The sequence below is a fragment of the Tsukamurella asaccharolytica genome (genome assembly GCF_007858435.1).
GTDB lineage: Bacteria > Actinomycetota > Actinomycetes > Mycobacteriales > Mycobacteriaceae > Tsukamurella > Tsukamurella asaccharolytica.
On sequence record NZ_VIGW01000005.1, the window covers coordinates 70,339 to 93,926 of the forward strand.

The window sequence follows — 23,588 nt, forward strand, 5'->3', positions numbered from 1 at the left end:
CATGATCGGGTTGGGGGACCCGGAGCGCATCGTCATCGATTGCGCGGGGGATGAATGGTACGTACGCGGGCCCGACGGCGCCGTGCGGTCGACGGCCGCTCCGGCGGACGTCGACGAGTTCCTCGCGCCCGCGACGGCGACCCGGCGGTGGGCGCAGTGGTTGTCCGATGCGGCGAGCGGCAGCGCACCGTCGCGCACCTGGACGGTGCTGGCGCCCAGCGTCTTCGGTGCTCCACGGCGCAGCCTGATCGCCGCGGCCGCCGGCTCGCTCGGGGTGGACGCCGAAGTGATCCCGCGCGCGGAGGCGTTGGTGCGTACCGAGGGCGTGCTCTACTGCCGGCGCGCTCTCGTCCTGGAATGCCGCGGCCCGGTGACGCAGGCGCACGTCCTCGCGCTCACCGACGGGGCCTGGCGCCCCGTCGCCTCCGCGTCCCATCCGGATCCGGTTCGCGCTGCCCGGAAGATCGTCGACGACGACATCGACCAGGCCCTGGTCGACGGCCCGCCCGAGGTCTACCACCGGATACGCCGGGCGCTGGCGACGGTGCACCTCTGGCGCGTCGTGCACACGGATCCGCAGGCCGTGCTCGCGGTCCATCCGGATTCGGAGCCGGAGCCCGCGTCGTCCGGTCACTCGTCCGAGGAAACGCCGGAACGGACGACCGGACATCGAAGGTTGCGGCGCCGGTCGCTCGTCGCGGCCGGCGCCGGGGCCAGTGGGGTGGTGGTGGCCGCGGTTGCGGTCGCGTGCCTGCCCGGCGCGCCGCCGCCCGCCCCGAAACGGCCCGCGCCGCCGGCGGACGGCTTCGTTCGCGTCGCCTTCGACGGCACCTCCGTCGACCTCCCACGAGGCTGGGCGGTCACTGAGCCGGGTCCGGACCGGAGGCTGGCGCAGGCGGACGACGGTCGCCGCGTCACCGTGGTCCGCACCCGGCTGCGGGCACCGGCGGACATCGCGGCCGTCGCGGCGGATCTGGAAGCCGCCCTCGCGCGGCGGTCGGACCACCGCATCACCGATCTGAACCGCAGCACCCTCGTCGCGGGCCGCGAGGTGATCGGCTACCGCGAGCGGATCGACGCGGAGCGGTACGTGGACTGGTACGTCGTGGTGACGGGTGCGGCGCAGTTGAGCGTCGGCTGCGAGGCGGGGCGCACCGCGGCGCCGCTGGCCGGCGCCTGCGAGCGCGCCGTCGGGACGGTACGGGAGGAATGAAACATGAAGGGGGAGAAATGACCATCGCCACATCCACCAACGGAGGGCTCCGGGTGCGCGCCAACGATCAGGGCACCCCGCTGCACATCGCCATCGAGCGGACGGAGCTGCGCCGCGCGCCGCAGGACCTGGCAGACTCCATCGTCCGGCTCTGCCGGGAGGCCGCGACCGCCGCCGGCCTGCGTCGCCGCGCGGAACTCGAGCGCGCGGGCGTGGGACCGGAGGTGCTGCGCGCCCTGCGCCTTCCCGAACCCGTCGCCGCGCCGCCGCCCGCACGAGACGAGGCTGTTGGCACCTGGCTGCGGAGGGTCTGATGAGCGCCGAGATGGATCGGATCGAGGCCCGCGCGCACGAACAGCTGCGCGTCATGCGCCGCACCAGCGCGGAACTCGACGACGTCCGTGTCGCGGTGTCCAGCCCGGACGGCGCGATCCGCGTCGAGCTCGACGGGGTGTGCGCGCTGGTCGGGCTCACCCTGACCCCGGCGGCCTGCAGGTCCGACGGTGCCGACCTCGGTCGGCGCATCGTCGACGTCTGCGCCGTCGCGGCCCGCGAGGTGCAGGCCCGCCGCGCCGCGGTGATGGAGCGTTTCCACGCCGACTTCGCCGTGGGCTGACGCGGTCCGTCGCGTGGGGGGAGCGAATCGGGATCCGAATCCCGAGCTGGTGCGTCCAATTGATGAGGGCCTTCGCACCGGGCCCCGTTGCACACGATGGGGGAGAGCAATGTTCATAGCGGTGAATTCGGCGATCTCGGCCTTCGGGGCCGCCAACGCCGGGATCGGAGCGGCGGTCGCGACGGCGGGCACGGTGGACGCGGCGGCCAACGTCGCGGCGCTGAATCCGGCGCTGGGCCTGATCGGGCAGGACTTCCTCGCGGCGTTCACCGCCGCGCAGGCGGTGCACGTGGAGTCCGTCGCGGAGCTGGCGGTGTTGTACGGCGGGATCGCGGCCTCCTCGGCGGGGACGGTCGCCGCGTACGGCCTGACCGAGGCGGGCAACGTCGCGGGACTGGGCTCCGTAGGGATCTGACGGTGACCGATCCCGTCGCGGTCCCGGCGGCGCCGGACGCCGCGCTCGATCCTGCGATCCGGGCCCTGCTGGACCGGCCCGTCAACGAGGTGCTCGCGGCGCTCGGTCTGCCGCCGGTGCCGACGGCGCCGGAAAAGCCTCCGCAGCAGGAACTCCCGGCGGCGCCGAAGGGCGTCCCGGATGCCCCGCAGGTGCCCGGCTTCGACGTCGCCGGGCTGGTCAAACCGATGACCGACCTGCTCTCGACCTTCGGCTCGGGCAGCTTCGAGGGGCTCGACCCCTCGGCCGCGCTGTCCGGCGCGTCGAAGGCGCTGGAACAGGGCGTCTCGATGGGGATGCAGGCGATCAGCCAGCTCTCCTCGGTGTGGCAGGGGCCGGCCGCCACCGCGGCGACCGGCAAGGGACTCGAGGCCGCGACCGGCACGGGCCTGGCCGCGGAGCAGGGCGCGGAGTTGTCGACCGCGGTCGGCGAGGCGGCGACGGTGGTCGGCACCGGGGAGGCCGAACTACAGGCGATCATCGACTCCTTCATGGCGGTGATCGCGGCGCTCGGCCCGTCCCTGTGGCTCCCGCCCGGTCAGGCCGCGGCTGTCGCTGCGGCGCAGGAGCACCTCACGCAGGCCACGGAGGTGGTGGCGCGCACGAAGAGTCAACTGTCGGGGCTCAGCGCGCAGGTGGGTGCGGCCGGTCGCAAGGTGCCCGTCGCCTCGCCGCCGACGACGTCCGCCTCCGCCGCGGCGCAGGCCGCGGCCTCGGTGATTCCCGGTGTAGTGTCCGCGGCGATGGGGGCCGTCACCGCCGTCGGCAAGCTCGCCACCGAGACGGTGTCGGGGGCGGTGAAGACCGCGGTCGGCGTCGCGACGTCGGCGGGGGAGGCCCTGAGCGGGCTGGCGGAGTCCGCGGCTAGCACCGACAAGGACGCCGCGACGAGAACGACAACGGAAACGGCTGCCACGGGCGACTTCCCGGCCGCCGCGACCCTCACCGGGGGCGGAGCGGGCGGGGTCGGCTCCGGGGCCGGATCGGGGGCGGGCGGCGGTGGCATCGGCGGGATCGGCGGCATCGGCTCAGGGGTCGGCGCCGCCGCGACCCTGTCTCAGCCGCAGTCCACAGCGCCCGCGGCGCGCGCCCCGGTCGTGGAGGGCGGTGCCCGGACGGTGCCGGCGTCGTCCGAGGTCGTCTCGCGCGGGGGCATGGCGGCGCCGATGATGCCGATGGGTGCCGCTGGAGCCGCAGGCGCCCGCGGTGCGTCGGCGGCCGATCATGCGGTGCCCGACTACCTCGTCACCAGTGACAACGGTGAGAGCGTGCTCGGCGACCTGCCGCTGGTCGGACCGCAGGTCGTGGGGGACGCGCTGCCGGCGCAGGGGTACGACCAACCGGACGTGGAACTTCGCCTGTGAGAGGCGGAACCGTACCGGGTGCCGGTGCGTCTAATGGATAGGAACAACTTCGGGGGGAGTGCACATCGTGGCCGGTAGCAAGCTGAGCATGGATCCGCAGGAGGCGCGGGAGATCGCCCGCGGCATCGAGCGGATCGTCGAGGATCTGCGCGGCGCGCAGAAGCGGTTCCAGCCGCATGCCACGCCCGCCGCCACGGGGAGGGACGAGGTCTCGGTGACCGTGGCCCGCACAGCGCAGCGTATGGGGGAGAACCAGGTCCGCGCGGCGGAGGTCGCTGTCGCCGACCTGCGCCGCCTCGGCGAGGCCGTCTCCGGCCACGTCACCGCGGTGCAGCGTGGGGACTCCGAGCTCGGCGCCACCCTCGGACTGGTGGTCTGACCGTGCTCCGCGATCCGGGGTTCACCGGTGTCGACTGGTCTACCCGCACCACCGAGAGGCTCGCGGGCGATCTCCTCGGCGGGGCGGGCGCGCAGCCGCTCAGCACCGCGGCGCAGGAGACCGCGCGGCTCGCCTCCGCCTACGGCGCGGCGGCCGTGCAGCTCGACCGGCTCGTGGTACGGCTCGACGGCGCGGTGGACCTGGGGCGCGAGGAGTCCGGCGTGCGGCGCACCGGCCCGTTGCCGGAGTACGCGCGGTGGCTGGCCCGGCATGCGGCGGATCTCGCGGAGTACGCGACGAAGGTCGCCGGTCAGGCGGCGGCGTACGAGACCGCCGCGAGGGCGATGCCCACGGTTGCCGACGCCGCCCGGATCCGTACGGACCGCGAGAACGCCCAGGCCGCTGCGGCGGCGGGCGGGGCCGAACCCGCGGTCGCCGCCCTGGCTGGGGCCGCTGCGGATTCCGAGCGAGTCGAGCAGCAGGCGCACGGCACCGCCGCTGCGGTGATGACCGGTTTCGAACGGGCGTCGGAACCGCTCCGCGCGCCGTGGGAGTTCGCCGCGCCGCCGAAGCTGCCGGACGCGCGGACCAGGACGACGAAGGACAAGCGCTCGGGCAGCGGGTCCGGCGCCGGCCGGGGTGGTGGCGGTGTCGGCGGGGCCGGCGGTGCTGCCGGAGTCGGGGTCCCGGCCGCGCCGCTCGGGGTCTTCCCGGCGAGCGCGGTGCAGCGCGATCACGACGGGGCCGGCAAGCCCGCGCCTCCGGCGTCGACCTCCGCTTCGTCCGCGGGCCGGGGTGTCCCGATGATGCCCGCCGGGATGCTGGGCGCCGCCGGCGCCGCCGCGGCCGCGAGGCACGCGGTGCAGCCGACGGGTGCGGTGCCGTCCGAGCCGGACGACGAGCCCGACGCCTTCGTGGTCCACGCTGCGCCCGCGGTACTGGGCGCCCATGGCGAGTCCCTGGCGGAGCAGGCGTGACGGCGCACCCGGTGGCGGCGCTCAGCGCGCGGTTCGGCACCGAGGTGCCGGCCGTGCTGTGGACGCCTCCCGACCCGCGGCGGACCGTCGAGCCCGCACTGGAGGCGCGGGCCGAGCTCGACGCCGACGAAGCCGCAGCCCTGGACGTGCTCGCCGCGCCGCAGGTGCGGCTCGAGGCCCGGGCGACGGGGCCGCTGGACACCCGGCTGTCGCTGGCGCGTTCGGGACACCTCACCGCGCGGGTGGTGCGTGTCGCGGGAACCGCGACCGTCGACCTCCCGCACTGCGACGGCTCCGCGGAGCGGCTGGCGGCGCTCGTCGCACCCGTGCTGGGGACAATGCCGCCCGCGGATCCCGCGGTCGCTGCGTCCTTCCCGGGCGACGCGGGGCGGGCGGCGTTGCGCGCGGGAGACGCGGGCGAGATCGGTGCGGCGCTGCGCGCGATCGGGGTGGATGCGGATGCGGCGCGGCTGATCGGGCGGGTCTTCGCCCGCTCGCAGCGCAGCGTCGAGTTCACGGTGCATGCGGCGGACCACCGCTGCCCGGCGGTGGTCGCGGTGATCGACTCGCCGAGTGGGCGGGTCGTGGTGCGGACGGCGAGCGAGCCGGGTGCGGGGGCCTGGATCTCCGTCGCCGAGGGCAGCGCGCACCGCATCGGCAGGGCGCTGCGGCGCGCCTGCGAGGAACTTCCGGGGGGCGGCTGGACGCCGTGACCGGAACGGCGCGCGCCGTCCGGCGCGGGCCGACGGAGCCGGCACGTCCGGCGGGGAGGAGTACACGATGGCAACCGGAACCAGGGCCGAACTCGCGGCGATGAAGACCGGCGCCGACACGCTGGACGATCTGGGGGCTCAGATGAAGACGACCCTGAACCAGCTGCGGAGCGACGTCGAGGCGACGCAGGGGGTGTGGGCCGGCGCGGCCCAGGTGGCCTTCCTCGGCGTGATGGCGCGGTGGGACGAGAGCGCCGCGAAGGTGAACACCGCGCTCGTCGACATCAGCACCATGCTCTCGGGCAACACCACGAGCTACCGCACCCAGGAGGAGCAGAACACCTCCGATATCACGGCGTTGAGCCTGTAGTCCGCATCCGAAAGACGAAGGGGAACAAGCATGAGCGACATGATCCGCTACGATTACGCCACGATCCGGGGCGCGCTCGACGACATCGCGCAGCGCACCACGGTGCTGATCCAGCAGGCCGATGCGATCCGCGTCGAGCAGAACAAGTTCGCGGACGCCTGGGAGGATCCGGACTCCGCGACCGCTTACCAGGCGGTGCAGACCCGGTGGAACACCAGCTTCGAGGACATCAACGACCTGCTGGGGCGCGTGCGGACGGCTGCGGAGAACGCGGTGGCGTCGATGCAGCAGACCAACAACCAGGCAGCAGCCGGCTGGGCCTAGGCGCTCTGCCGCACTGAACACCTCGGGCCCGGTAGCCGCCACGGCTACCGGGCCCGACCCGTTCCGCGGGCTCCGGTGACTAGGCGACGAGCCGCAAGGTGGCCGCGCCTCCGTCGGTGCGCACCGTGAGCATGCCCGGCAGTGGCTGGCTGAGCACCACGTCGGCCTCCGTCACGGGCGAGATCCCCGCCTGCTCGATCCGCCACACCGTCCCCGTGGGCTCCACCGTTCCCGGAGCCAGCCCCGCGGCGGTGCCGTCGAGCACCGTCACCGTGTAGTCGGCGGGGCTCGGCGCCGCGATATGACGTGGATAGTGCCAACCGGAGATCCACAGGTGGCGAGGCGATCCCACCCAGGTCACCAGCGGTTCCCACATCGCCGGCCGGCCCGTCACCATGAGGACCCGGGCCCCGGTGGCGACGGCCCGCTCCACGAGCTGGCGCGCCGGGTCGTCGGCGACAGCGGCCCACACCGAGCGCACACCGCGGCCGTGCAGCCGCGCGGCTACAGGCCCACCGGTAGCGTCCGAGCCGAGCACCTGCCCGCAGCCGGCGAGGGGAACGTGCAGTGCCGTCAGGGATCCGATCGGTCCGGTCGCCTCGTGATCGCCGCGCCGCCCGGGCGGCTCCGTGCCGTCGGCGGTGCGCCACGCGCCCACGCGGATTCCGCCGCTCTCGGCGGGACGGACCGAGATCCCCGCGCGCCCCGGGGCGTCACCCGAGAACAGGGGCCGGAGGTCGCCCCGGGTGAGCGATTCGGGGGCGCAGGGAACGGAGCCGGCCGGCGGGGTCGGATCGATACCGGCGACGTCGACGGGGCGCAGCGGTACTGCCGCGACGCCCTGGGCGCGGAGCGCGTCGACGGCCCGCTGCGCCGCGAGCGCCGCGACCCGGAGCTCGGCAGACGGCCCGCCGCCGCGCCGCGCGCAGGCGGCCGCGCAGTCCGCGGGGTCGATCGTCACGGCGATCAGCACGTCCGTCGTGGCCCAGCGCTGCAGGGGGCCGAGCAACTGTTGGTAGCGCATCCGCGGCGCGGGCGGCTCGCCCGGAATCCGCCCGCCCGCCAACAGCAGGTCGATCCGGGCGGCAGGAGTGTCCCTGTGCCGGAGCAGATCCGCGAGCAGTCGCAGCGGAACGGCGGCGTCCTCGCGGAGCATCATCGCGACCAGGTGTGGCGCCGGCGGCGCCGGCCGCACGAAGACGGTCAGTTGACGGCCGGCGCGGCGCACCCCGATCTCGCCGCCATCGGGGCTCACCGCCGCCTCGACGACCGCGCCGGCCGCCGCCCGCAGGCGGAGCCGGTCCGCCGCGTACTCCGCGCCGGAGGTGCCGCGTACCCGCGTGAGTGCCCCCGCCCCCACGGCCAGGGCCGCGGTGGCGGCCGCCCAGTGCGGCCCGCCGAGTGCGCCCGTGCCGAGTCCCGCTGCGGCCGCTGCTGCCTCCGCCAGGAGTACGGCGCCCCCGGCGGGCCACGCCGCGCGGTGCCAGCGTCCGGGCGCGACGAGCCCGGTCGTTCCAGATGTCTGTTCCATGTGCGCTCCCCCGTCGATGGTGGGCCCGTCTCCCCCGAAACGTGCTGCCGTGCGCGAAAGTACCGTACTCTGGGCGTCCGGACGTCCGCTTCGGGGGAAGCGGACGCAACGCACCTTGGGGGAGGGCGTCATGAGGAAGCAGTTGACCACGCGTGCGCAGGTGAGCGGGTACCGGTTCATCTTGCGGCGGATGGATCATGCGCTGCTGCGCCGGGATCCGCGCATGATCTCGGATCCGATGGCGTCCCAGTCACGCTCACTCATCGCAGGCCTGGTGCTGGCGCTCGTCATCACCGGTGGCTGCGGGGTGTTGGCGCTGCTGCGGCCGCAGGGCGCCGTGGGCGACGCGAAGATCGTGCTCGCCAAGGAATCCGGCGCCCTCTACGTCCGGGTCGAGGACGTGCTGCATCCGGTGAACGGCCTCGCGTCCGCCCGCCTGGTGGTCGGGGAAGCCGCACAGCCCGCGTCGGTGAAGGACAAGCGGCTCAGCGGCTTCCGCCGCGGACCCGAGGTGGGCATCGTCGGCGCGCCCGCCCAGATCCTTGGCCCAGTCTCGGCGTGGTCCGAGGGCGCCTCGCCGTGGCTCCTGTGCGACCGGACGCGGCCGGCCCCGTCGGACAAGCCCACCGCGCGGGACGCGCTCGACACGATGGTCTCGTCGGTCGACGACGGCACCACGGACGACGGCGCGGTCCTCGTCCGTCGCGGCGACGCGCACTTCCTGTTGTTCGGAGGTGTGCGAGCGCCGGTGGACCCGTCGGATCCGTTGGTGCGCAGTCTCGCCGGGATCGACGGAGCTTCCGCCCGCGCGATCAGCGCGCCCCTGCTCAACGCCTTCGAGCCGATCGATGCCATCGCTGTCCCACAGATCCCGGGGCGGGGCCAGCCGTCGAACGCACTGAGCGGCGCCCGCGTGGGTGACGTGGTACGCGTCTCGGACACCGATCACGAACGGTTGTACGTGGTTCTCGCGGACGGCGTCCAACCCGTGGGAACCTGGGCGGCCGACCTCATCCGGGCCGGCGATCCTGCGGGAACCGCGATCGGAACGGCGTCGGCGCCCGCCGTCGCCGCTGCCGCCACCCGCCGCACCGTGCCCGTCGGCGACCTGCCCGACCATCGTCCGTCTCTGCGGTCGGTGCGCGACGCGCCCGTCGTGTGCGCGGCCGCGTCCACCGACGGCGCGGGCGGCGGCACGGTGGAACTGCGCACCTTCCGTACCCCGCCGGGCCCGGCGGCACCGGTCGCGCTGGCGGGTGCCGACGGTGCCGGCGACGCCCTCGACTTCGCGTCCGTCCCGTCCGGCTCGGGCGAGTACGTGGTGGCGGCCGAGCCCGGGGGCGAGCGTCGCGACGGCCTGTTCTACGTCTCGGACTCGGGAGTGCGGTACGGCATTCCGAACGAGGAGACGGCGCAGATCCTCGGCCTGCAGCACAAGCCTCGCCCCGTGGCCTGGTCCGTGCTGGCGGCGATCCCGGCGGGGCCCGACCTCACGCGGGCCGCCGCCTCTGTGACCCGCGACGGCTCTCCGATCACTCTCGACCGCTGAGCGTTAGCGGCGAACGCGGCTCAGCGGCGGGCCAGGCAGGCGGCGACCCCGGCGACGGCGAGCAGCGCGAGCCCGGCGAGGGCGTACGCCCGCGGCCGGGTGTCGGGCGCCGGCGCGGAGGCCACGTCGAGCCGGCCCAGCGCGGACATCTCGTCGGGGAGTGCCGCAGACACCGCAGCGACGGGATCGACGATGCCCGCCCCACCCATCCCCGCGGACCGGCGCGCGGTCGTCAGTATCCGGTTGCGTACCTGTGCCGCGCTGAGCTGCGGGTACCGCGCACGGACCAGGGCGGCTACGCCGGCCACGTACGGCGCGGCGTAGCTCGTCCCGGCGAGCGGAGTCGTGCCCTCGCGGGTCACCTGGGCGTTGGCCAGCCCCGCGCCGCGCGGCTCGAGCGTCGTCACGTCGGTGCCGGGCGCGGCGACCGTCACCCACGGTCCCGCCAGGGAGAACGCGGCGGGCCGTCCGTCGGGCTCGGTAGCACCCACGGTGAGCACCTGCTCGGCGAACCGCGCGGGCGAGGCGAAGGTCGTCGGCGCTGCGGGATTCGCGTTCTGGTCGGCGCAGGCGGTGCCCGACGAGACGTTGCCCGCCGAGGCGACCACCACGACGTTCCGCTCCGCGGCGTACCGCACGGCACGTCCGAGCGCGTCGTCGCCGAGCGCGGCCGCCGATCCCGCGCAGGCCACCTCGGAGATGTTGATGACGGTGGCGCCCAGGTCGACCGCGCGCACCACGGCGTAGGCCATGGTGGTCACGTTGCCGTGGCTGTTGACGCCGCGCTGCTGCGGCTCGAAAGCCGCGCTGGCCTGGCGGATGGCGATGATGGACGCCGCGGGGGCGACCCCGGTGAAGGCGTCGCCCGGGGCGGGCCGGCCGGCGATGATTCCCGCGACGGCGGTGCCGTGCGCGTCGCAGTCGTCGCGGCCGTCCCCGGACGAGACGTAGTCCCCGCCCGCGATCACCTCGCCGAGCCGCGGGTGCGGCGTGACACCGGTGTCGATGACCGCGACCTTCTGCCCCTCGCCGCGGGTGAACCGCCAGGCCTGATCGAATCGGAGGGACCGGGCCGAGTGATCCGGACGCGCGTAGTCGGTTCCGGGTTGCGTGCGGAGCGTGTTGCACTGGGAGCGTTGGACCGTGGGCGCGAGCGGAGCGACGGGACCGCGCGGCGCACCGTCGGGGGGCGGATCGGCGGACGCCGGCCCGCTCACGGGGACAGCGAGCGTGAACACCGCCGCCGCGGTCGCGGCCCGGATCCCCCGACGCATCACAGGTTCCGTACGGTCGAGTACACGTCCCAGACCCAGCCCAGCAGCGGGCCCGCCGCGGCGATCGTGAGGTACTCGCCGAGTTCGGCCAGGCGCCGCTGCACCGGGCTGAAGGCGATGCGCGGGGCGAGAACGCCGCAGGCGAGTGCCACGACGCCGATCAGCGCGAGGCCCACCAGACCGACGACCGGCCACGAGCCGTAGCCCCACGCGAGGCCGGTGGCGGTGCCGATGGCGATGACCGCGCCGGCGAGGACGCCCGCACCCGCCTGCACCGGCTCCGCGTGCGTACGCCCGCGCAAGCAGAAGGCGATCGCCATGACCAGTGCGAAGGCGAGGTGATGCCCCGGCAGTTCGCGGGAGGCGGCGCCGACGGCGAGGGCGGCGACCGCACCGGTGGCGGCGGCGCCCACGGTGATGCCGGTGCAGACGCGCTGCGCGAGGTCGGAGCGCGGCGGCACGTCGCGCTCGCCGTGCTCGTCATCGAGGCCGGCCGCGACCGCGCCGACGCCGACGACCGTCGGCGGCGGATCGTCATCGATGGGATCGATCCGCTCGCCCGCCGCCGGTACGTGCGGCAGCGGCAGGCGCGCTGCGATGGCGGCGATCCGAGCGGCGAAGACCAGCACGAGGTACGCGACGATCGCGGTGCTGGCGCCGAGCGCGGCGCGGTGTCCCGGTAGCCACAGCGCGGCGAACATCGCCGGCCCGACGAGAGCGGTCGCGGCGAGCAGCGCGGTGTGGACCGCGATCCCGCGGCCCGTGAATCTCAGCGCCACCAGTGCGGACACGGCGGCCGCCGCGGCGGCCAGGAGTGCGTGCGGAGGTCCGTAGCGGCTGTCCGCACCGAGCGGGACGATCAGCGCGCCGGTCACCCCGGCGAGGATGCTGGCGCACACGGCGAGAGCCGTCGGCACCGGCCCCGGGACGGCCATCCGCCGCGCGGACAGCACTGCGCCGGTGAGCAGTGCGAGCGCGGCCGCGCCGCACCACAGTTGCGCGAAGACGTGGTCCGCCGCCGGCCGCGCCCCGTCGGCGCTCCGCGGCGCGAGACCCAGCCGCAGCGCGACCGCCCCCGTCGCGAGGGTCGCCAGGCCGAGCACCACCAGTCCGACGATCATGGCCGCCCGCTCGTCCCACCGGCGGCCCGCCACGAGATCGGCCGCGGTGCAGTCGAAGACGTCGTCGAAGACCGGCGGCGGGGTCGGGGCGGTCGCCACGAACAGGACCAGGAGCGCTCCGTCGGAAATGCCGGCGTCGGCCGGGGTCTGCGGGCCCGGGAGCGGCTCCCCGCCGACCGGCGCGAGTCGCCAGGGCCGCGACCACGCCGACTCCGCGGAGCCGCCGATCCGGTCGCCGAAGAGCCGCACGAGTTCCGGGATCAGCACCTCGGTCGGAGTCAGCAGCGGCAGGGAGACATCCACCTGCGTCCCGCCGCACAACACCGAGACGCGGCTCAGCCGCGCCACCTCGGCGGTGGTCTCCTCCATCACGTCGGTCATCGCGCCCCCTCGCATGCCGTTCGGCGCCCGCCGAAATCAGGGCCCGGTACTCATTGGACGCACCAGCGCGGCGATCGGTTCCCTTCCGCGAGAAGTTCGTCGAAAGCCTCCCGTCCGTCGGCCCGACCGTGCACAGTGGTGCGACGACGGCGCGTGGGGGCGCGCCGCGGTCCAGGGGAGGGCAAGCGTGGCTGACACGACCGACGTTGTTTTCGAGCCGGTCACAGAGGGTTTCGCGCGCAAGCAACGGCTCGCGCCGCCGCGCACGCCCGGCGGTGAGGTGGCGCTGCAGGCGCCGCCCGAGATCCCGCGTGCCGTTCCGGGTGGGCTCCTCGGCAAGCTACTGCCGGTGGTCATGGTGGTCGCCGTGATCGGCATGATCGCCCTGATGTTCACCTCGGGCAGCGCCATGATGCAGAGCCCGTTCATGATGATGTTCCCGATCATGATGCTCATGTCCATGTTCGGCATGTACGGCATGAACAATCGCGGCAACGGCACGTCCGCGGCCGAGCTCAACGAGGACCGCAAGGACTACCTGCGCTACCTGGGGCAGATCCGATCCCAGGTGGATCGCACCCGCACCGAGCAGCGCGCCGCCCTGGAGTGGATCCATCCTGATCCGGCGGCGCTGCCCGGCTGTGTCGGCACCCGTCGGATGTGGGAGCGTCGTCCCGCGGACCCGGACTACCTTCACGTGCGCGTCGGCGTCGGCAGCCAGCGCCTCGCCACCCGCCTCGTCCCACCGGAGACCGGGCCGCTCGAGGACCTCGAACCGGTGTCGACGGTGGCGCTGCGCCGGTTCGTCCGGCACGGTGCCTCGGTGCCCGGGCTGCCGGTCGCGGTGGCCCTGCGGGGCTTCCCGGCCGTCGGTCTCAGCGGCCCACGCGCCGAGGTCTTCGATGCCGCGCGTGCGATGCTGCTCGCCCTCGCCGCCCTGCACGGTCCCGACCACGTACGGATCGTGGCCGCGACGCCCGATGTGGACTCCGTCGAGTGGGGCTGGCTGAAATGGCTTCCGCACGTAGCGCACCCGACGGAGTGCGACAGCCTCGGTCCGGTGCGCGCCGTGTACGGCTCCGCCGCGGAGCTCGAGGACGCGATCGCGACCGAGCTCGCCGACCGCGGGCCCTTCGCCCGGTCCGCGCCCGTCGATCCCACCCGCCCGCACTACGTGATCCTGCTGGACCGCGGCGTCGCGGTGACGCCCGGCGGTGCGCTCGACGCCGCCGTCGGGATCGACGGTGTCACGGTGCTCGACCTCTCGCCCGAGCCGGACGCGCTCGCAGCCCGCAGCGGACTGCAACTCGTCATCGACGACGCCCGCCGGCTCGGCGCGCGCAGCGCGGCCGGTGTCGAGTACTTCGCGCAGCCGGACGCGGTCACCGCCGGCGCGGCGCAGGTCACCGCCCGCCGAATCGGACGCTTCCGCCCGGCTTCGATGGCGGAGCTCCTCGACTTCGACGGCGATGCGGGCACGACCGACCCGGGGCTGCCCGCGCTCATCGGAATCACCGACGCCGCCGCGATCACGCCCGAGACCGTGTGGCGGGAGCGCACCGCCCGCGAGCGCTTGCGGGTGCCGATCGGGGTGGGGCCGCGGGGCGAGCCCGTGGAACTCGACCTCAAGGAGGCCGCGGAGAGCGGCATGGGCCCGCACGGCCTCTGTATCGGCGCCACTGGTTCCGGCAAGAGCGAATTCCTGCGCACCCTGGTGCTATCGATGGTCGCCACCCACCCGCCGGAGGCGCTGAATCTCGTACTCGTCGACTTCAAGGGTGGCGCCACGTTCCTCGGCCTCGAATCCCTCCATCACGTCGCTGCGGTCATCACTAACCTCGAGGAGGAGATCGCGATGGTCGACCGCATGCGCGATGCACTCTCCGGCGAAATGAACCGCCGGCAGGAGGTCCTGCGCCGCGCCGGGAACTTCGCCAACGTCGGTGAGTACGAGAAGGCCCGCCGCGCGGGCGCGCCGCTCGAGCCGATGCCGGCGCTCGTCGTCATCGTCGACGAGTTCTCCGAACTGCTCGCGCAGAAGCCGGATTTCGCGGAGCTCTTCGTCGCGATCGGCCGACTCGGCAGGTCGCTGCACATCCACCTCCTGTTGGCCTCGCAGCGACTGGAGGAGGGGAAGCTACGGGGACTGGACTCGCACCTGTCCTATCGGATCGGGCTGAAGACCTTCTCCGCCAGCGAGTCTCGCGCCGTCCTCGGCGTCCCCGATGCCTACCACCTGCCGTCGACGCCCGGCGCGGGCTACCTCAAGTTCGACGCCGACCCGCCGCGCCGCTTCCACGCGTGTTACGTCTCCGGCGAGTACGAGCCGCCCAGCTCCGCCGCGTCGACGGTGCGCCGGGGCACGGTCGGCGGCGCGTCCGTCCGGGAGTACCTCAACGCGCCGGCGCCGATCGCCCGCCGGTCCTGCGGCCTGCCCGAGGGACTGCGGCGGATCCCGGCGCAACCGGGTGATCCGGTACCCGCCGGGGACTCGTCCCGCCCGGCGGCGCCGGGGGTGGGCGCACCGTCGCTCCTGCAGACGATGGTCGCGCGCCTGGCCGGCCACGGCCTTCCCGCGCACGAGGTCTGGCTGCCCCCGCTCGACGCCTCCGCACCCGTGGGTGAGCTGGCGCACCACCTGCGCCGCATCGATTCGACGGCACTGCGCGTCGCGATCGGCGTCGTCGATCGTCCCTACGATCAGCGGCGCGACCTCCTGGTGGTGGATCTCACTGGGGCGCAGGGCAATGTCGCGGTCGTGGGTGGACCGCAGTCGGGCAAGTCGACGGCGCTGCGCACGCTCATCGCCTCGGCGGCGCTCGCGCACTCGCCGCGGCAGGCGCAGTTCTACGTGCTCGACTTCGGCGGTGGTTCTCTTGCGAGCATCGCCGGCGTGCCGCACGTCGGTTCCGTGGCGGGCCGCCTCGACCCGGACCGCGTGCGGCGCACCGTCGCCGAGGTGACCGGCGTGATCCGCCGCCGCGAGGCGGCCTTCCGCGAGCACGGGGTCGCCTCGATGGATCAGTACCGTGCGCATCCGGCGGCCGCGGCCGACCCGTTCGGCGACGTCTTCCTCGTCATCGACGGCTGGCAGGTGCTGCGGAGCGAGTTCGAACCGCTGGAGCCGCAGGTCAACGCCATCGCGGCGCAGGGCCTGTCGTACGGCGTGCACCTGGTGATCGCCGCCTCGCGCTGGGGCGAGGTACGTCCCGCCGTGAAGGACCAGCTGGGCACGCGGATCGAGCTGCGCCTGGGAGATCCGATGGATTCGGAGATGGGCCGTCGGGTGGCGGGCTCGGTGCCCGTCGGCCGGCCGGGGCGCGGTATCACCTCCGAACAACTGCACATGCTGATCGCGTTGCCCACCGGTGCGGAGTCCGACGACCTGCCGGCCGCGCAGGAGGCGCTGGTCGCCGAGATCGGCGAGCGGTACGCGGAGCGCGCGCCCGAGGTGCGGATGCTGCCCGACCTGGTGCTCCGTGACCGGATCCCGGCGCGGCGGGACGCGCCGCCCACGCACGCGATCTTCGGCGTCGGCGAGTCCGAGCTCGCGGCCGCGACGCTGCAGTTCGAGTCGCAGCCGTTCTTCCTCGTGCTGGGCGACAGCGAGTGCGGCAAGACCGAGACCCTGCGGACGGTCATCACCGGCCTCGTCGCGGGCGGCACCCCGCAGCAGACGAAGATCGTTCTCGTCGATTACCGCCGGACGCTGCTCGGCGCGATCGAGGGCGAACACCTCGCCGGCTATGCCTCGTCGTCGGACGCACTGACGCCGATGGTGGACCACCTCGTCCGGGTGCTGCGCGAGCGCTGCCCGGGCACCGACGTGACCCCGCAGCAGCTCAAGGAACGGTCGTGGTGGACCGGCCCGGACATCTATCTGATCGTCGACGACTACGACCTCGTCGCGAGTGCCGCCGGTAACCCCCTCGCCCCGCTGCTCGAGCTGCTGCCGCAGGCGCGGGACATCGGCCTCAAGGTGGTCGTCGCCCGCCGCAGCGGCGGCCTCGCGCGCGGCCTGTACGAGAGCTTCCTCGCGCGTCTGCGCGACCTGGCCGCCGACGGCCTGGTGATGAGCGGCTCGCGGGAGGAGGGCACCGTGCTCGGCACCGTCAAGATGTCGCCGCAGCCGCCCGGCCGCGGTACCTGGGTCTCCCGCGCTCGCGGGGTCGAGCTGGTACAGGTCGCGATGGTCGCCGAACCGGAGTGCGCCGGCGGTCGCGGGTCGCCGTGACCGTGCGCCTGCACGGTGAGCGAGGCTACCGCCGTGGGTCATCTCCCGGCCAGGCGCACGACCACCGGACGCATCGCATCCAGGGTGTGCCCGCCGAGCGCGATCAGCGAGAAGCCGTACTGCTCGCGGCGACGGATCAGGGTGTCGCAGATCTCGTCCACGGAGCCGTCCACCAGCGCGGGGGAGTCCACGGCGCGCAGGGCGTCGAGGTCCGTGCCGATGAAGGCGCTCACGTAGTCGGGGGCGACGCCGTTCACCGCGAAGATCGAGCAGGCCAGCTCCACCCGGTCCCGCAGCGGAGCCGTCTGTTCGGCGAGCGTCGCGGCCGGGGTGGTGGGCGCCGCCGCCACGGCGACGGTGTCCGCCCGCTCCCGCGCCACCGCAAGGGCTTTGGGTCCGCCCGCAGCCATGAGCACCGGGGTGTGCCCGGCACCGTCGAGCGCGGCGAGCGCATCGAGGGTGTCCACGACCCGGGCCAGGCGCTCCGGTCCCGTGCCGAAGGGAACGCCGAGCGCGGCGGCGTCGCGGGCCACGTCGGGCCGGCCCGTGCCGATGCCGAACCGGTAGCGGCCGCCGCTGATCGTCGCGAGCGAATGCGCCTGCCACGCCGCGTGCTTCGGGTCGTGCAGCGGAGAGGCGACGACGTAGTTCGCCACCTCCAGCGTGGACGTCGCGCCCAGCGCGACCGCCGCGGAAGTGACACCGTCGGGCAGCGGGTAGTTCTCGGGGAGCGCGAGCACGTCGAAGCCGTCGGACTCCACCGATCGGGCGTAGTCCGCCCAGTCGCCGAGCTGCGGCACCGGCAGCGCCGTCACCGCGAAGCGGAACGGTCTGGTCATCTCAGGAACCTCCTTGTTCGGGACGGGAGCCCTCGCTCGCCCAGTCGGGTTGGACCAAGCGGAAGTGGGATCGCTCACGCTCCATGTACCGACGCTCGTAGAGGCCTTCGACGCGCTTGCCGTCGATGTCCGCGCTCAGGCGAAGCCGGTCGCCGTCGAGGCGCGCGGTCACCCGCAGAGGAGCGGAGCCCTCGCGTTCGCGCAGTTCCAGGACGTCGCCGCTCTGTACCAACTTCCACGTGGTGGTGTAACCCGAGGAGGTCTGGGTCACCACACTGTCGTAGCCCTTTCCGATCTCGTCGAGCGCGGTGATGGTCGAGCTGCCACGCAGCGTGATCGCGACGTTCGACCACGGTGCCGGATCGCGCTGGAGGAGGCCGGCGGGCGCCCCGTCGATGCTGACGGACGTCGCGGTCCACACCCCGTCGAGCGGGGATCGGGGAGTGTTGATCACGTAGGTCATCACGGCGCCCTGCGCGACTCCGGTGAGCACGATGAGGCCGGCGGCGACGTACTTGAACACCGTGCCGGTGATCGACAGCCATCGCGGGCCGGGGACGGGCAGGGGTGGCACGGGCTCGGCCGCGGGTCGGTTCAGGCCGACGCGCAACAGATTCGGCAGGTACGGCACCAGCAGCGCGACGGTGACGACGACGAGTTCGCCCGAGACGAGCTTCACCGGGACGTCGTAGAACAGATTCATCAGGAACACCTGCGTGGTCGCCACCAGCGCGAGCAACAGGCCCAGCACCTGGGTGCGGCGGAACAACAGCAGCAGACCCGCGGCGAGTTCCACCGCGCCAGTAGCGATCGAGTAGGGCGTGGAGGCGCCCATGAAGCCCCACAGGACGTTGAAGATGCTGGCGTCGCCGACCAGTTCGAGTTGGTGTGCGGGCTGCTTCATGAAACCCATCTGCATGGGGAAGACCTTGACCAACCCGTAGTAGATCATCGACAGCGCGAGGCCGAGGAACGCGAACGACCGGAGCATCCCCAGCAGTGAGCGGTAGTTCGGTCGAGAGCGGTCGAGCAGAGTCCAGACCGCGACGATCACGAGGCTCACGACGATCCAGCCGAGGTGCCAGCACCAGTTCCACAACAGGTCGCCGTTGCTGCTGAGGTACACCTCCACGCCCTCGCCGCGCGCGACGTAGCTGCCGATCTGCGCGAGCAGCCACCAGATCCCGCTGTAGTACCAGACCGCGCCGACGCCGACGTTGCCGTACACGGAGAGCAGCAGGATGCCGCCGCCGAGCACGAACAGCAGCCGGAAGGCCACCTTCCGCGCCGTCGACCACACCGGTTCTGGCGCCGGCGGCGCGGGGGGCGGCGGAGGCAGCACCTCCGGCCCAGGGATGCTCGACGGTCCGGATCGGCCCAGAGGGCCCTCGGGTGCGCTCATGCCGTCATCGTAAGACTGACTCACGATCACTCCTAGTGACAGATGTAACAGGTGGTCAGGGGAAGTCGAGCACGGGCGCGTTCGTATCGGGCTGCGGGTGGGTGAACCGCACATCCTCCGCGGCTCGTTTCATCGGCCGCCGCTCGTAGTTACCGGTGATCTCCCGTCCGCCGACGCTGCCGACGAGGATGAGCCGGTCGGGATCGGGCTGGGAGTAGGAGAGCACCGTCTCCGGGCCGTCCTTGCGCTCGCGGAGCGTGAGGGAGGCGCCGTCGACCTCGAGGAGCCAGGGCTTGATGCTCGAGTCGGGCTCCTGGGAGACGAAGGTGGTGAAGCCGTCGCCGATCCGTTCCCAGAATCCGGTTCCCCGGTAGGTGATCGCGACGTTGGTCCAGGGCCGGTCGGCGAGCGTCGCCTCGCGGCCGTCCACGCGGAAGGAGGTGGCGTGCCAGGTCCCGTCGAGCGAGGTGCGCGCCTCCTTCAGGGTGAACTGCGAACCGACACCCATGAACGTGCCGAGCGCGGTGACGGCGAGGACGGCGAGTGCGGAGACGGTGACGGCGGCTCGCCGCACCCACGTCCGATCCGCGCCGGCGGCCCGCCAGATCGACGGTGCCGGTCCCGCCGCGCGACCGAGCACGACCCGCACCAGGTTGATCCATTGCGGGGCCAGCATCGCGATCGCGATCACGAGGAACTCGAAGGCGAGGAACTTCACCGGGACGTTGTAGAAGGTGTCCATCAGCACGACCTGCGTCATCGAGACGATGGCGCCGAGCGCGCCCACGATCCAGGTGCGGCGCGAGAGCAGCAGCAGCCCGGAGATCAGTTCGATGAGCCCGGTGACCACGCTGTAGCCGTCGGAGGCCCCCATGAAGCCCCAGAGCATGTTCATCCGACTGATGTCGCCGACGGGCTGCAGCGCGTACGTGGGCAACTGCATGAACACGAACTGTGAAGGGATGGCCTTGCCGAGGCCGTAGTAGATCATCCCCACCGCGAGGGCGATCCGCCCCGCCTGCCAGAGCAGGCCGCCGAGCGAGCGGTAGTCGCCGCGCCGCCGGTCCAGGACGGTCCACACGGCGGTGATCGCGAGCGCGGTCACCGCCCAGCCGAAGTGGTACTGCCAGATCGAGACGGTGTCGCCGGTGGCGTAGCTGCCGATGACCTCGTACGTCGAACCGGTCAACAGCGCACCGAGCCTGCCGAACACGGTCTGCACCGGTGCCATGACAGACGACAGGAGCAGGCTGCCCCACACGGAGAGCAGCAGTAGGCCGCCGCCCAGGGTGAAGAGCAGGCGGAAGCCGATGAGCTGGGCGGTGGTCCAGCGCGGGGGCGGGGCGTCGGTCGCGGGCGCGGCGGGCGCCTCCACGGTCGGGGTGGTCATGTCGTCGAAGCTATTTCGCGACGGTGCCGGGTCACATCCGGGAAAGCCCCCCATCGGACCCTGATGTGCGGCTCCATCGGGCCCGTGACCGGGGTGGGCCGCCGGACCACGCCGTTTTGACCTGCAGGTGGGCATCCGCGTACTCTGGTCCGCTGGTGTGTGGCGCCGCGCTGCCCTCCGGTCGGACGATCGAGGGCGAGGCGGAGTCGAGTCCCGGGTCTACGTTGGTCGCCGGGAGTGCTCTCGTCACGCATAGGACCGGCACCGAACCATCGAGCAGAGGATCTCCTGTGCCTACTTACACCCCGAAGGCGGGTGACGTGACCCACCAGTGGCACGTCATCGACGCATCCGACGTGGTGCTCGGCCGCCTCGCCGTTGCAGCTGCCAACCTGCTGCGCGGCAAGCACAAGCCGACCTACGCCCCCAACGTGGACAGCGGCGACTACGTCATCATCATCAACGCTGAGAAGGTCGCCCTCTCGGGCGCCAAGCTCACCGATAAGCGGCACTACCGTCACTCGGGTTTCCCGGGTGGCCTGAGCTCGCGCTCGGTCGGTGAGGTGCTCGGCTCCAAGAACCCGGAGCGCGTGGTGCAGAAGGCTGTTCTGGGCATGATCCCGAAGAACAAGCTGGGCAGCGCCATCGGCGGCAAGCTGAAGGTCTACGCTGGCCCGAACCACCCCCACACCGCGCAGCAGCCGGTTCCCTACGAGATCAAGCAGGTGGCGCAGCAGTGAGCGACACGATCGAGAACTTCGAGGGCGACGCCGAGGTCGTTCCCAACGAGTACACCTCCGAGACCCCTGAGGCCGCTGCCGAGACCCGTGCCCCCCGCGGCCCCGTGGTCGTCGAGCGCCCCGTCCAGACCGTCGGCCGCCGCAAGGAGGCCGTGGTCCGCGTGCGCCTGACCGCCGGCACCGGCAACTTCGTGCTCAACGGCCGCACCATCGAGGACTACTTCCCCAACAAGCTGCACCAGCAGCTGGTGAAGGACCCGCTGAACACCGTCGAGCGGCTCGAGTCCTTCGACATCGCCGCCAACCTCACCGGCGGCGGCCCGTCGGGCCAGGCGGGCGCGCTGCGCCTCGCCATCGCCCGCGCGCTGATCGAGGTCTCGCCCGAGGATCGCCCCGCGCTCAAGCGCGCCGGCTTCCTCACGCGTGACCCGCGCGCCGTCGAGCGCAAGAAGTACGGCCTGAAGAAGGCCCGTAAGGCTTCGCAGTACAGCAAGCGCTGATTGCAGGCTCTCACCAGGGCAGGCACCCGCATCCGTGCGGGCGCCTGCCCTGGTCTCGTTTCCACCCTTCTCTTCTGACCTGCGAGGTATGACCCATGGGGCGTCTGTTCGGGACCGACGGTGTGCGCGGTCTGGCCAACAAGGATCTGACCGCCGACCTGGCGCTGCGCCTGTCCGCGGCGGCGGCCGCGGTGCTCGGCGCGCACGACCTGGAAGGCCGCGACCGGCCGTTCGCCGTCGTCGGCTGGGACCCGAGGGCGTCGTCGGAGATGCTCTCCGCGGCGGTCTCCGCGGGTCTGACCAGCGCCGGCGTCGACGTGCTGCTCGTCGGCGTGCTGCCCACGCCGGCCGTCGCGCACCTGGTGGCCGAGTACGACGCCGCGCTCGGCGTGATGATCTCCGCCTCGCACAATCCCATGCCGGACAACGGCATCAAGTTCTTCGCCCGGGGCGGCCACAAGCTGGAGGACGCGCAGGAGGACGCCATCGAGGCGGCCCTCGACGATCCCGCCCCGCCCCGTCCGACGGGCGCCGCGATCGGCCGCGTCAAGCGCGCCTTCGACGCCGTCGACCGGTACGTCGCGCACCTCGAGTCGGCGGTCCACGTCTCCCTCGCGGGCCTGAAGGTGGTCGTCGACGCCGCCAACGGCGCGGCCTCGACGGTGGCCGCCAAGGCCTACCGCGACGCCGGCGCCGAGGTGATCGCGATCCACGACGATCCCGACGGCCTCAACATCAACCGCGACTGCGGCTCGACCCACCTCGAGGGCCTGCGCGCGGCGGTGCTCGCGCACGAGGCCGACCTCGGTCTCGGCCACGACGGCGACGCGGATCGCTGCCTGGCCATCGACGCGGCCGGACACACCGTCGACGGCGACGCCATCATGGCGATCCTCGCCATCGCGATGGACGAGGCGGGTGAGCTCACGGACCACACGCTGGTGGCGACCGTGATGAGCAACCTCGGCCTGCACCTCGCGATGAAGACCGCGGGGATCACGCTGCGGACGGCGGCGGTGGGCGATCGGTACGTCCTCGAGGAACTGCGCAGCGGCGGCTACGCCCTCGGCGGCGAGCAGTCCGGCCACATCGTGCTGCCCGCGCTCGGCACCACGGGCGACGGGGTGCTCACGGGGCTCAAGCTCATGGAGCGGATGGCGCAGACGGGCTCGTCGCTGGCGGAGCTGGCGTCCGTGCTGACGGTGCTGCCACAGGTGCTCGTGAACGTGCGCGTGATCGACAAGGCGGCGGCGATGGCCTCGTCGGACCTGGTCGCGGCGCTGGCCGCCGAGGAGGCTGCGCTGGGCGAGGCGGGCCGGATCCTGCTGCGCCCGTCGGGCACGGAGCCGTTGGTGCGGGTCATGGTGGAGGCGCCGACCGAGGAGGTCGCGCGCGGCACCGCGGAGCGGCTCGCGGGTCTCATCTCCTGACAGGTCCTCGCGAACGCCTTGTCGAAACGTTTTCATGAACGGTACGGTGTGGCTATGACCGGTTACGAGGGCGTCCTGTTCGACTTCTCGGGGACGCTGTTCCGGCTCGAGCCGGACCCGGCGTGGTTCGCGGGACTCACCGACGCGGACGGCCGCGATCTCGACGATGCCGCCCAGCGCGAACTGCTGCACCGGATGACGGTGCCCGTCGGGCCGCCCGTCCCGATGGAGGGCGAGGCGCTGCGCACCTGGCACGCCCGCGACCTCTCCGGCGACGATCACCGGGGCGCCTACCTGCACGTCCTCGAGCACTCCGGCGTCGCCGACGCGGGCGAGCGGGAGCGGCTCTACGGCGAGTTCTCGAACCCGCTGAACTGGACGATCTACCCGGACACCGCCGCCGTGCTCCGCGCCGTCCGCGGCGCCGGCCTGAGGGTGGGCGTGCTCTCGAACATCGGCTACGACATCCGCCCGGCTTTCGAGCGCGAGGGCATCGCCGGCCTCGTCGACGAGTTCGTGCTCTCCTTCGAGGTGGGGCACGCCAAACCCGACCTCGCGGTCTTCCGCGCCGCCACCGCCGCCCTGGGGCTGCCGCCGGAGCGCGTGCTCATGGTCGGCGACAGCGCGGAGGCCGACGGTGCCTCGCGCGCCATCGGCTGCGGCTTCGCGCAGGTCGAGCCGCTGCCGGTGGACCGGCGCCCGTCCGGCCTGCTCGATGCGGTGCGGGCTGCCGGCGCGATCTGAGGGTTCCGCGGGAACCGATCCGTCCGCTGGTGCGTCCAATGTG

Annotated in this window: 22 protein-coding genes; 16 read left to right on the forward strand and 6 right to left on the reverse strand. The window is 73.2% G+C overall.

Going from position 1 to position 23,588, the window contains the following annotated elements; translation table 11 throughout:
* Position 1 precedes the first annotated feature (1 nt).
* The 10 genes from FK529_RS11585 (at position 2) to FK529_RS11630 (ending at position 6,410) form a co-directional block, all read left to right on the forward strand.
* A complete protein-coding gene (locus FK529_RS11585) occupies positions 2-1,213 on the forward strand; it encodes a type VII secretion-associated protein (protein ID WP_146561231.1) in 1,212 nt (403 codons plus the stop codon).
* A gap of 17 nt (positions 1,214-1,230) precedes the next feature.
* Positions 1,231-1,527 carry a hypothetical protein gene (locus tag FK529_RS11590; RefSeq protein ID WP_146561233.1) on the forward strand — a complete coding sequence of 99 codons (297 nt, stop codon included), beginning with the start codon at positions 1,231-1,233 and terminating at the stop codon, positions 1,525-1,527.
* Positions 1,527-1,829, forward strand: a complete 303-nt coding sequence (locus FK529_RS11595) for a YbaB/EbfC family nucleoid-associated protein (protein WP_146561236.1) — start codon at positions 1,527-1,529, stop codon at positions 1,827-1,829. Before FK529_RS11590 ends, FK529_RS11595 begins: the two co-directional genes overlap by 1 nt.
* Positions 1,830-1,950: 121 nt before the next feature.
* A complete protein-coding gene (locus FK529_RS11600) occupies positions 1,951-2,244 on the forward strand; it encodes a hypothetical protein (RefSeq protein ID WP_331456326.1) in 294 nt (97 codons plus the stop codon).
* A 2-nt stretch (positions 2,245-2,246) separates the two neighbouring features.
* Complete coding sequence (locus FK529_RS20030) at positions 2,247-3,647, forward strand: hypothetical protein (RefSeq protein ID WP_158635102.1); 1,401 nt, start codon at positions 2,247-2,249, stop codon at positions 3,645-3,647.
* A 67-nt stretch (positions 3,648-3,714) separates the two neighbouring features.
* Positions 3,715-4,026: a PE family protein gene (locus FK529_RS11610; protein ID WP_146561240.1), complete on the forward strand. Its 312-nt coding sequence runs from the start codon at positions 3,715-3,717 to the stop codon at positions 4,024-4,026.
* A gap of 2 nt (positions 4,027-4,028) precedes the next feature.
* Positions 4,029-5,003 (forward strand): PPE domain-containing protein, encoded by a 975-nt coding sequence (locus FK529_RS11615; RefSeq protein ID WP_146561242.1) that lies wholly within the window; start codon positions 4,029-4,031, stop codon positions 5,001-5,003.
* Positions 5,000-5,716 carry an ESX secretion-associated protein EspG gene (locus tag FK529_RS11620; protein ID WP_146561244.1) on the forward strand — a complete coding sequence of 239 codons (717 nt, stop codon included), beginning with the start codon at positions 5,000-5,002 and terminating at the stop codon, positions 5,714-5,716. Before FK529_RS11615 ends, FK529_RS11620 begins: the two co-directional genes overlap by 4 nt.
* A gap of 67 nt (positions 5,717-5,783) precedes the next feature.
* Positions 5,784-6,086 carry a WXG100 family type VII secretion target gene (locus tag FK529_RS11625; RefSeq protein WP_146561246.1) on the forward strand — a complete coding sequence of 101 codons (303 nt, stop codon included), beginning with the start codon at positions 5,784-5,786 and terminating at the stop codon, positions 6,084-6,086.
* Between the two features lie 30 nt (positions 6,087-6,116).
* A complete protein-coding gene (locus FK529_RS11630; protein WP_146561248.1) occupies positions 6,117-6,410 on the forward strand; it encodes a WXG100 family type VII secretion target in 294 nt (97 codons plus the stop codon).
* A 79-nt stretch (positions 6,411-6,489) separates the two neighbouring features.
* Here FK529_RS11630 and FK529_RS11635 read toward each other — a convergent pair whose 3' ends face one another.
* Positions 6,490-7,941, reverse strand: coding sequence for a type VII secretion protein EccE (locus FK529_RS11635; protein WP_158635103.1), 1,452 nt, complete (start codon positions 7,939-7,941; stop codon positions 6,490-6,492).
* 130 nt (positions 7,942-8,071) lie between these two features.
* Here FK529_RS11635 and eccB point away from each other — a divergent pair, with 130 nt between their 5' ends.
* Positions 8,072-9,490 (forward strand): type VII secretion protein EccB, encoded by a 1,419-nt coding sequence (eccB, locus tag FK529_RS11640; RefSeq protein ID WP_158635104.1) that lies wholly within the window; start codon positions 8,072-8,074, stop codon positions 9,488-9,490.
* Positions 9,491-9,510: 20 nt separating this feature from the next.
* Here the strand turns inward: eccB and mycP are convergent, their stop codons facing one another.
* Together mycP and eccD are read right to left on the reverse strand one after the other, a co-directional pair.
* Complete coding sequence (gene mycP / locus FK529_RS11645) at positions 9,511-10,764, reverse strand: type VII secretion-associated serine protease mycosin (RefSeq protein ID WP_146561254.1); 1,254 nt, start codon at positions 10,762-10,764, stop codon at positions 9,511-9,513.
* Positions 10,764-12,266 carry a type VII secretion integral membrane protein EccD gene (gene eccD / locus FK529_RS11650; RefSeq protein WP_158635105.1) on the reverse strand — a complete coding sequence of 501 codons (1,503 nt, stop codon included), beginning with the start codon at positions 12,264-12,266 and terminating at the stop codon, positions 10,764-10,766. Before eccD ends, mycP begins: the two co-directional genes overlap by 1 nt.
* A gap of 187 nt (positions 12,267-12,453) precedes the next feature.
* Here eccD and eccCa point away from each other — a divergent pair, with 187 nt between their 5' ends.
* A complete protein-coding gene (gene eccCa / locus FK529_RS11655) occupies positions 12,454-16,500 on the forward strand; it encodes a type VII secretion protein EccCa (protein WP_146561259.1) in 4,047 nt (1,348 codons plus the stop codon).
* A 38-nt stretch (positions 16,501-16,538) separates the two neighbouring features.
* On the opposite strand, the gene FK529_RS11660 is transcribed toward eccCa, so the two are convergent.
* Genes FK529_RS11660 through FK529_RS11670 form a run of 3 tightly spaced genes read right to left on the reverse strand, consistent with a single transcriptional unit; the run spans position 16,539 to position 20,131 of the window.
* Positions 16,539-17,339 carry an LLM class flavin-dependent oxidoreductase gene (locus FK529_RS11660; protein WP_146561261.1) on the reverse strand — a complete coding sequence of 267 codons (801 nt, stop codon included), beginning with the start codon at positions 17,337-17,339 and terminating at the stop codon, positions 16,539-16,541.
* Position 17,340: 1 nt separating this feature from the next.
* Positions 17,341-18,741 carry a hypothetical protein gene (locus FK529_RS11665; protein WP_231703047.1) on the reverse strand — a complete coding sequence of 467 codons (1,401 nt, stop codon included), beginning with the start codon at positions 18,739-18,741 and terminating at the stop codon, positions 17,341-17,343.
* Positions 18,742-18,796: 55 nt separating this feature from the next.
* Complete coding sequence (locus tag FK529_RS11670) at positions 18,797-20,131, reverse strand: hypothetical protein (protein ID WP_146561262.1); 1,335 nt, start codon at positions 20,129-20,131, stop codon at positions 18,797-18,799.
* 290 nt (positions 20,132-20,421) lie between these two features.
* Here FK529_RS11670 and rplM point away from each other — a divergent pair, with 290 nt between their 5' ends.
* The 4 genes from rplM (at position 20,422) to FK529_RS11690 (ending at position 23,545) form a co-directional block, all read left to right on the forward strand.
* Positions 20,422-20,871, forward strand: a complete 450-nt coding sequence (gene rplM / locus FK529_RS11675) for a 50S ribosomal protein L13 (RefSeq protein WP_068528568.1) — start codon at positions 20,422-20,424, stop codon at positions 20,869-20,871.
* A complete protein-coding gene (gene rpsI / locus FK529_RS11680; RefSeq protein WP_146561264.1) occupies positions 20,868-21,371 on the forward strand; it encodes a 30S ribosomal protein S9 in 504 nt (167 codons plus the stop codon). The genes rplM and rpsI overlap by 4 nt, the downstream gene beginning before the upstream one ends.
* 95 nt (positions 21,372-21,466) lie before the next feature.
* Positions 21,467-22,801: a phosphoglucosamine mutase gene (gene glmM / locus FK529_RS11685; protein WP_146561266.1), complete on the forward strand. Its 1,335-nt coding sequence runs from the start codon at positions 21,467-21,469 to the stop codon at positions 22,799-22,801.
* A gap of 54 nt (positions 22,802-22,855) precedes the next feature.
* Positions 22,856-23,545, forward strand: a complete 690-nt coding sequence (locus FK529_RS11690) for an HAD family hydrolase (protein ID WP_146561268.1) — start codon at positions 22,856-22,858, stop codon at positions 23,543-23,545.
* The last annotated feature ends 43 nt before the right edge of the window (positions 23,546-23,588 follow it).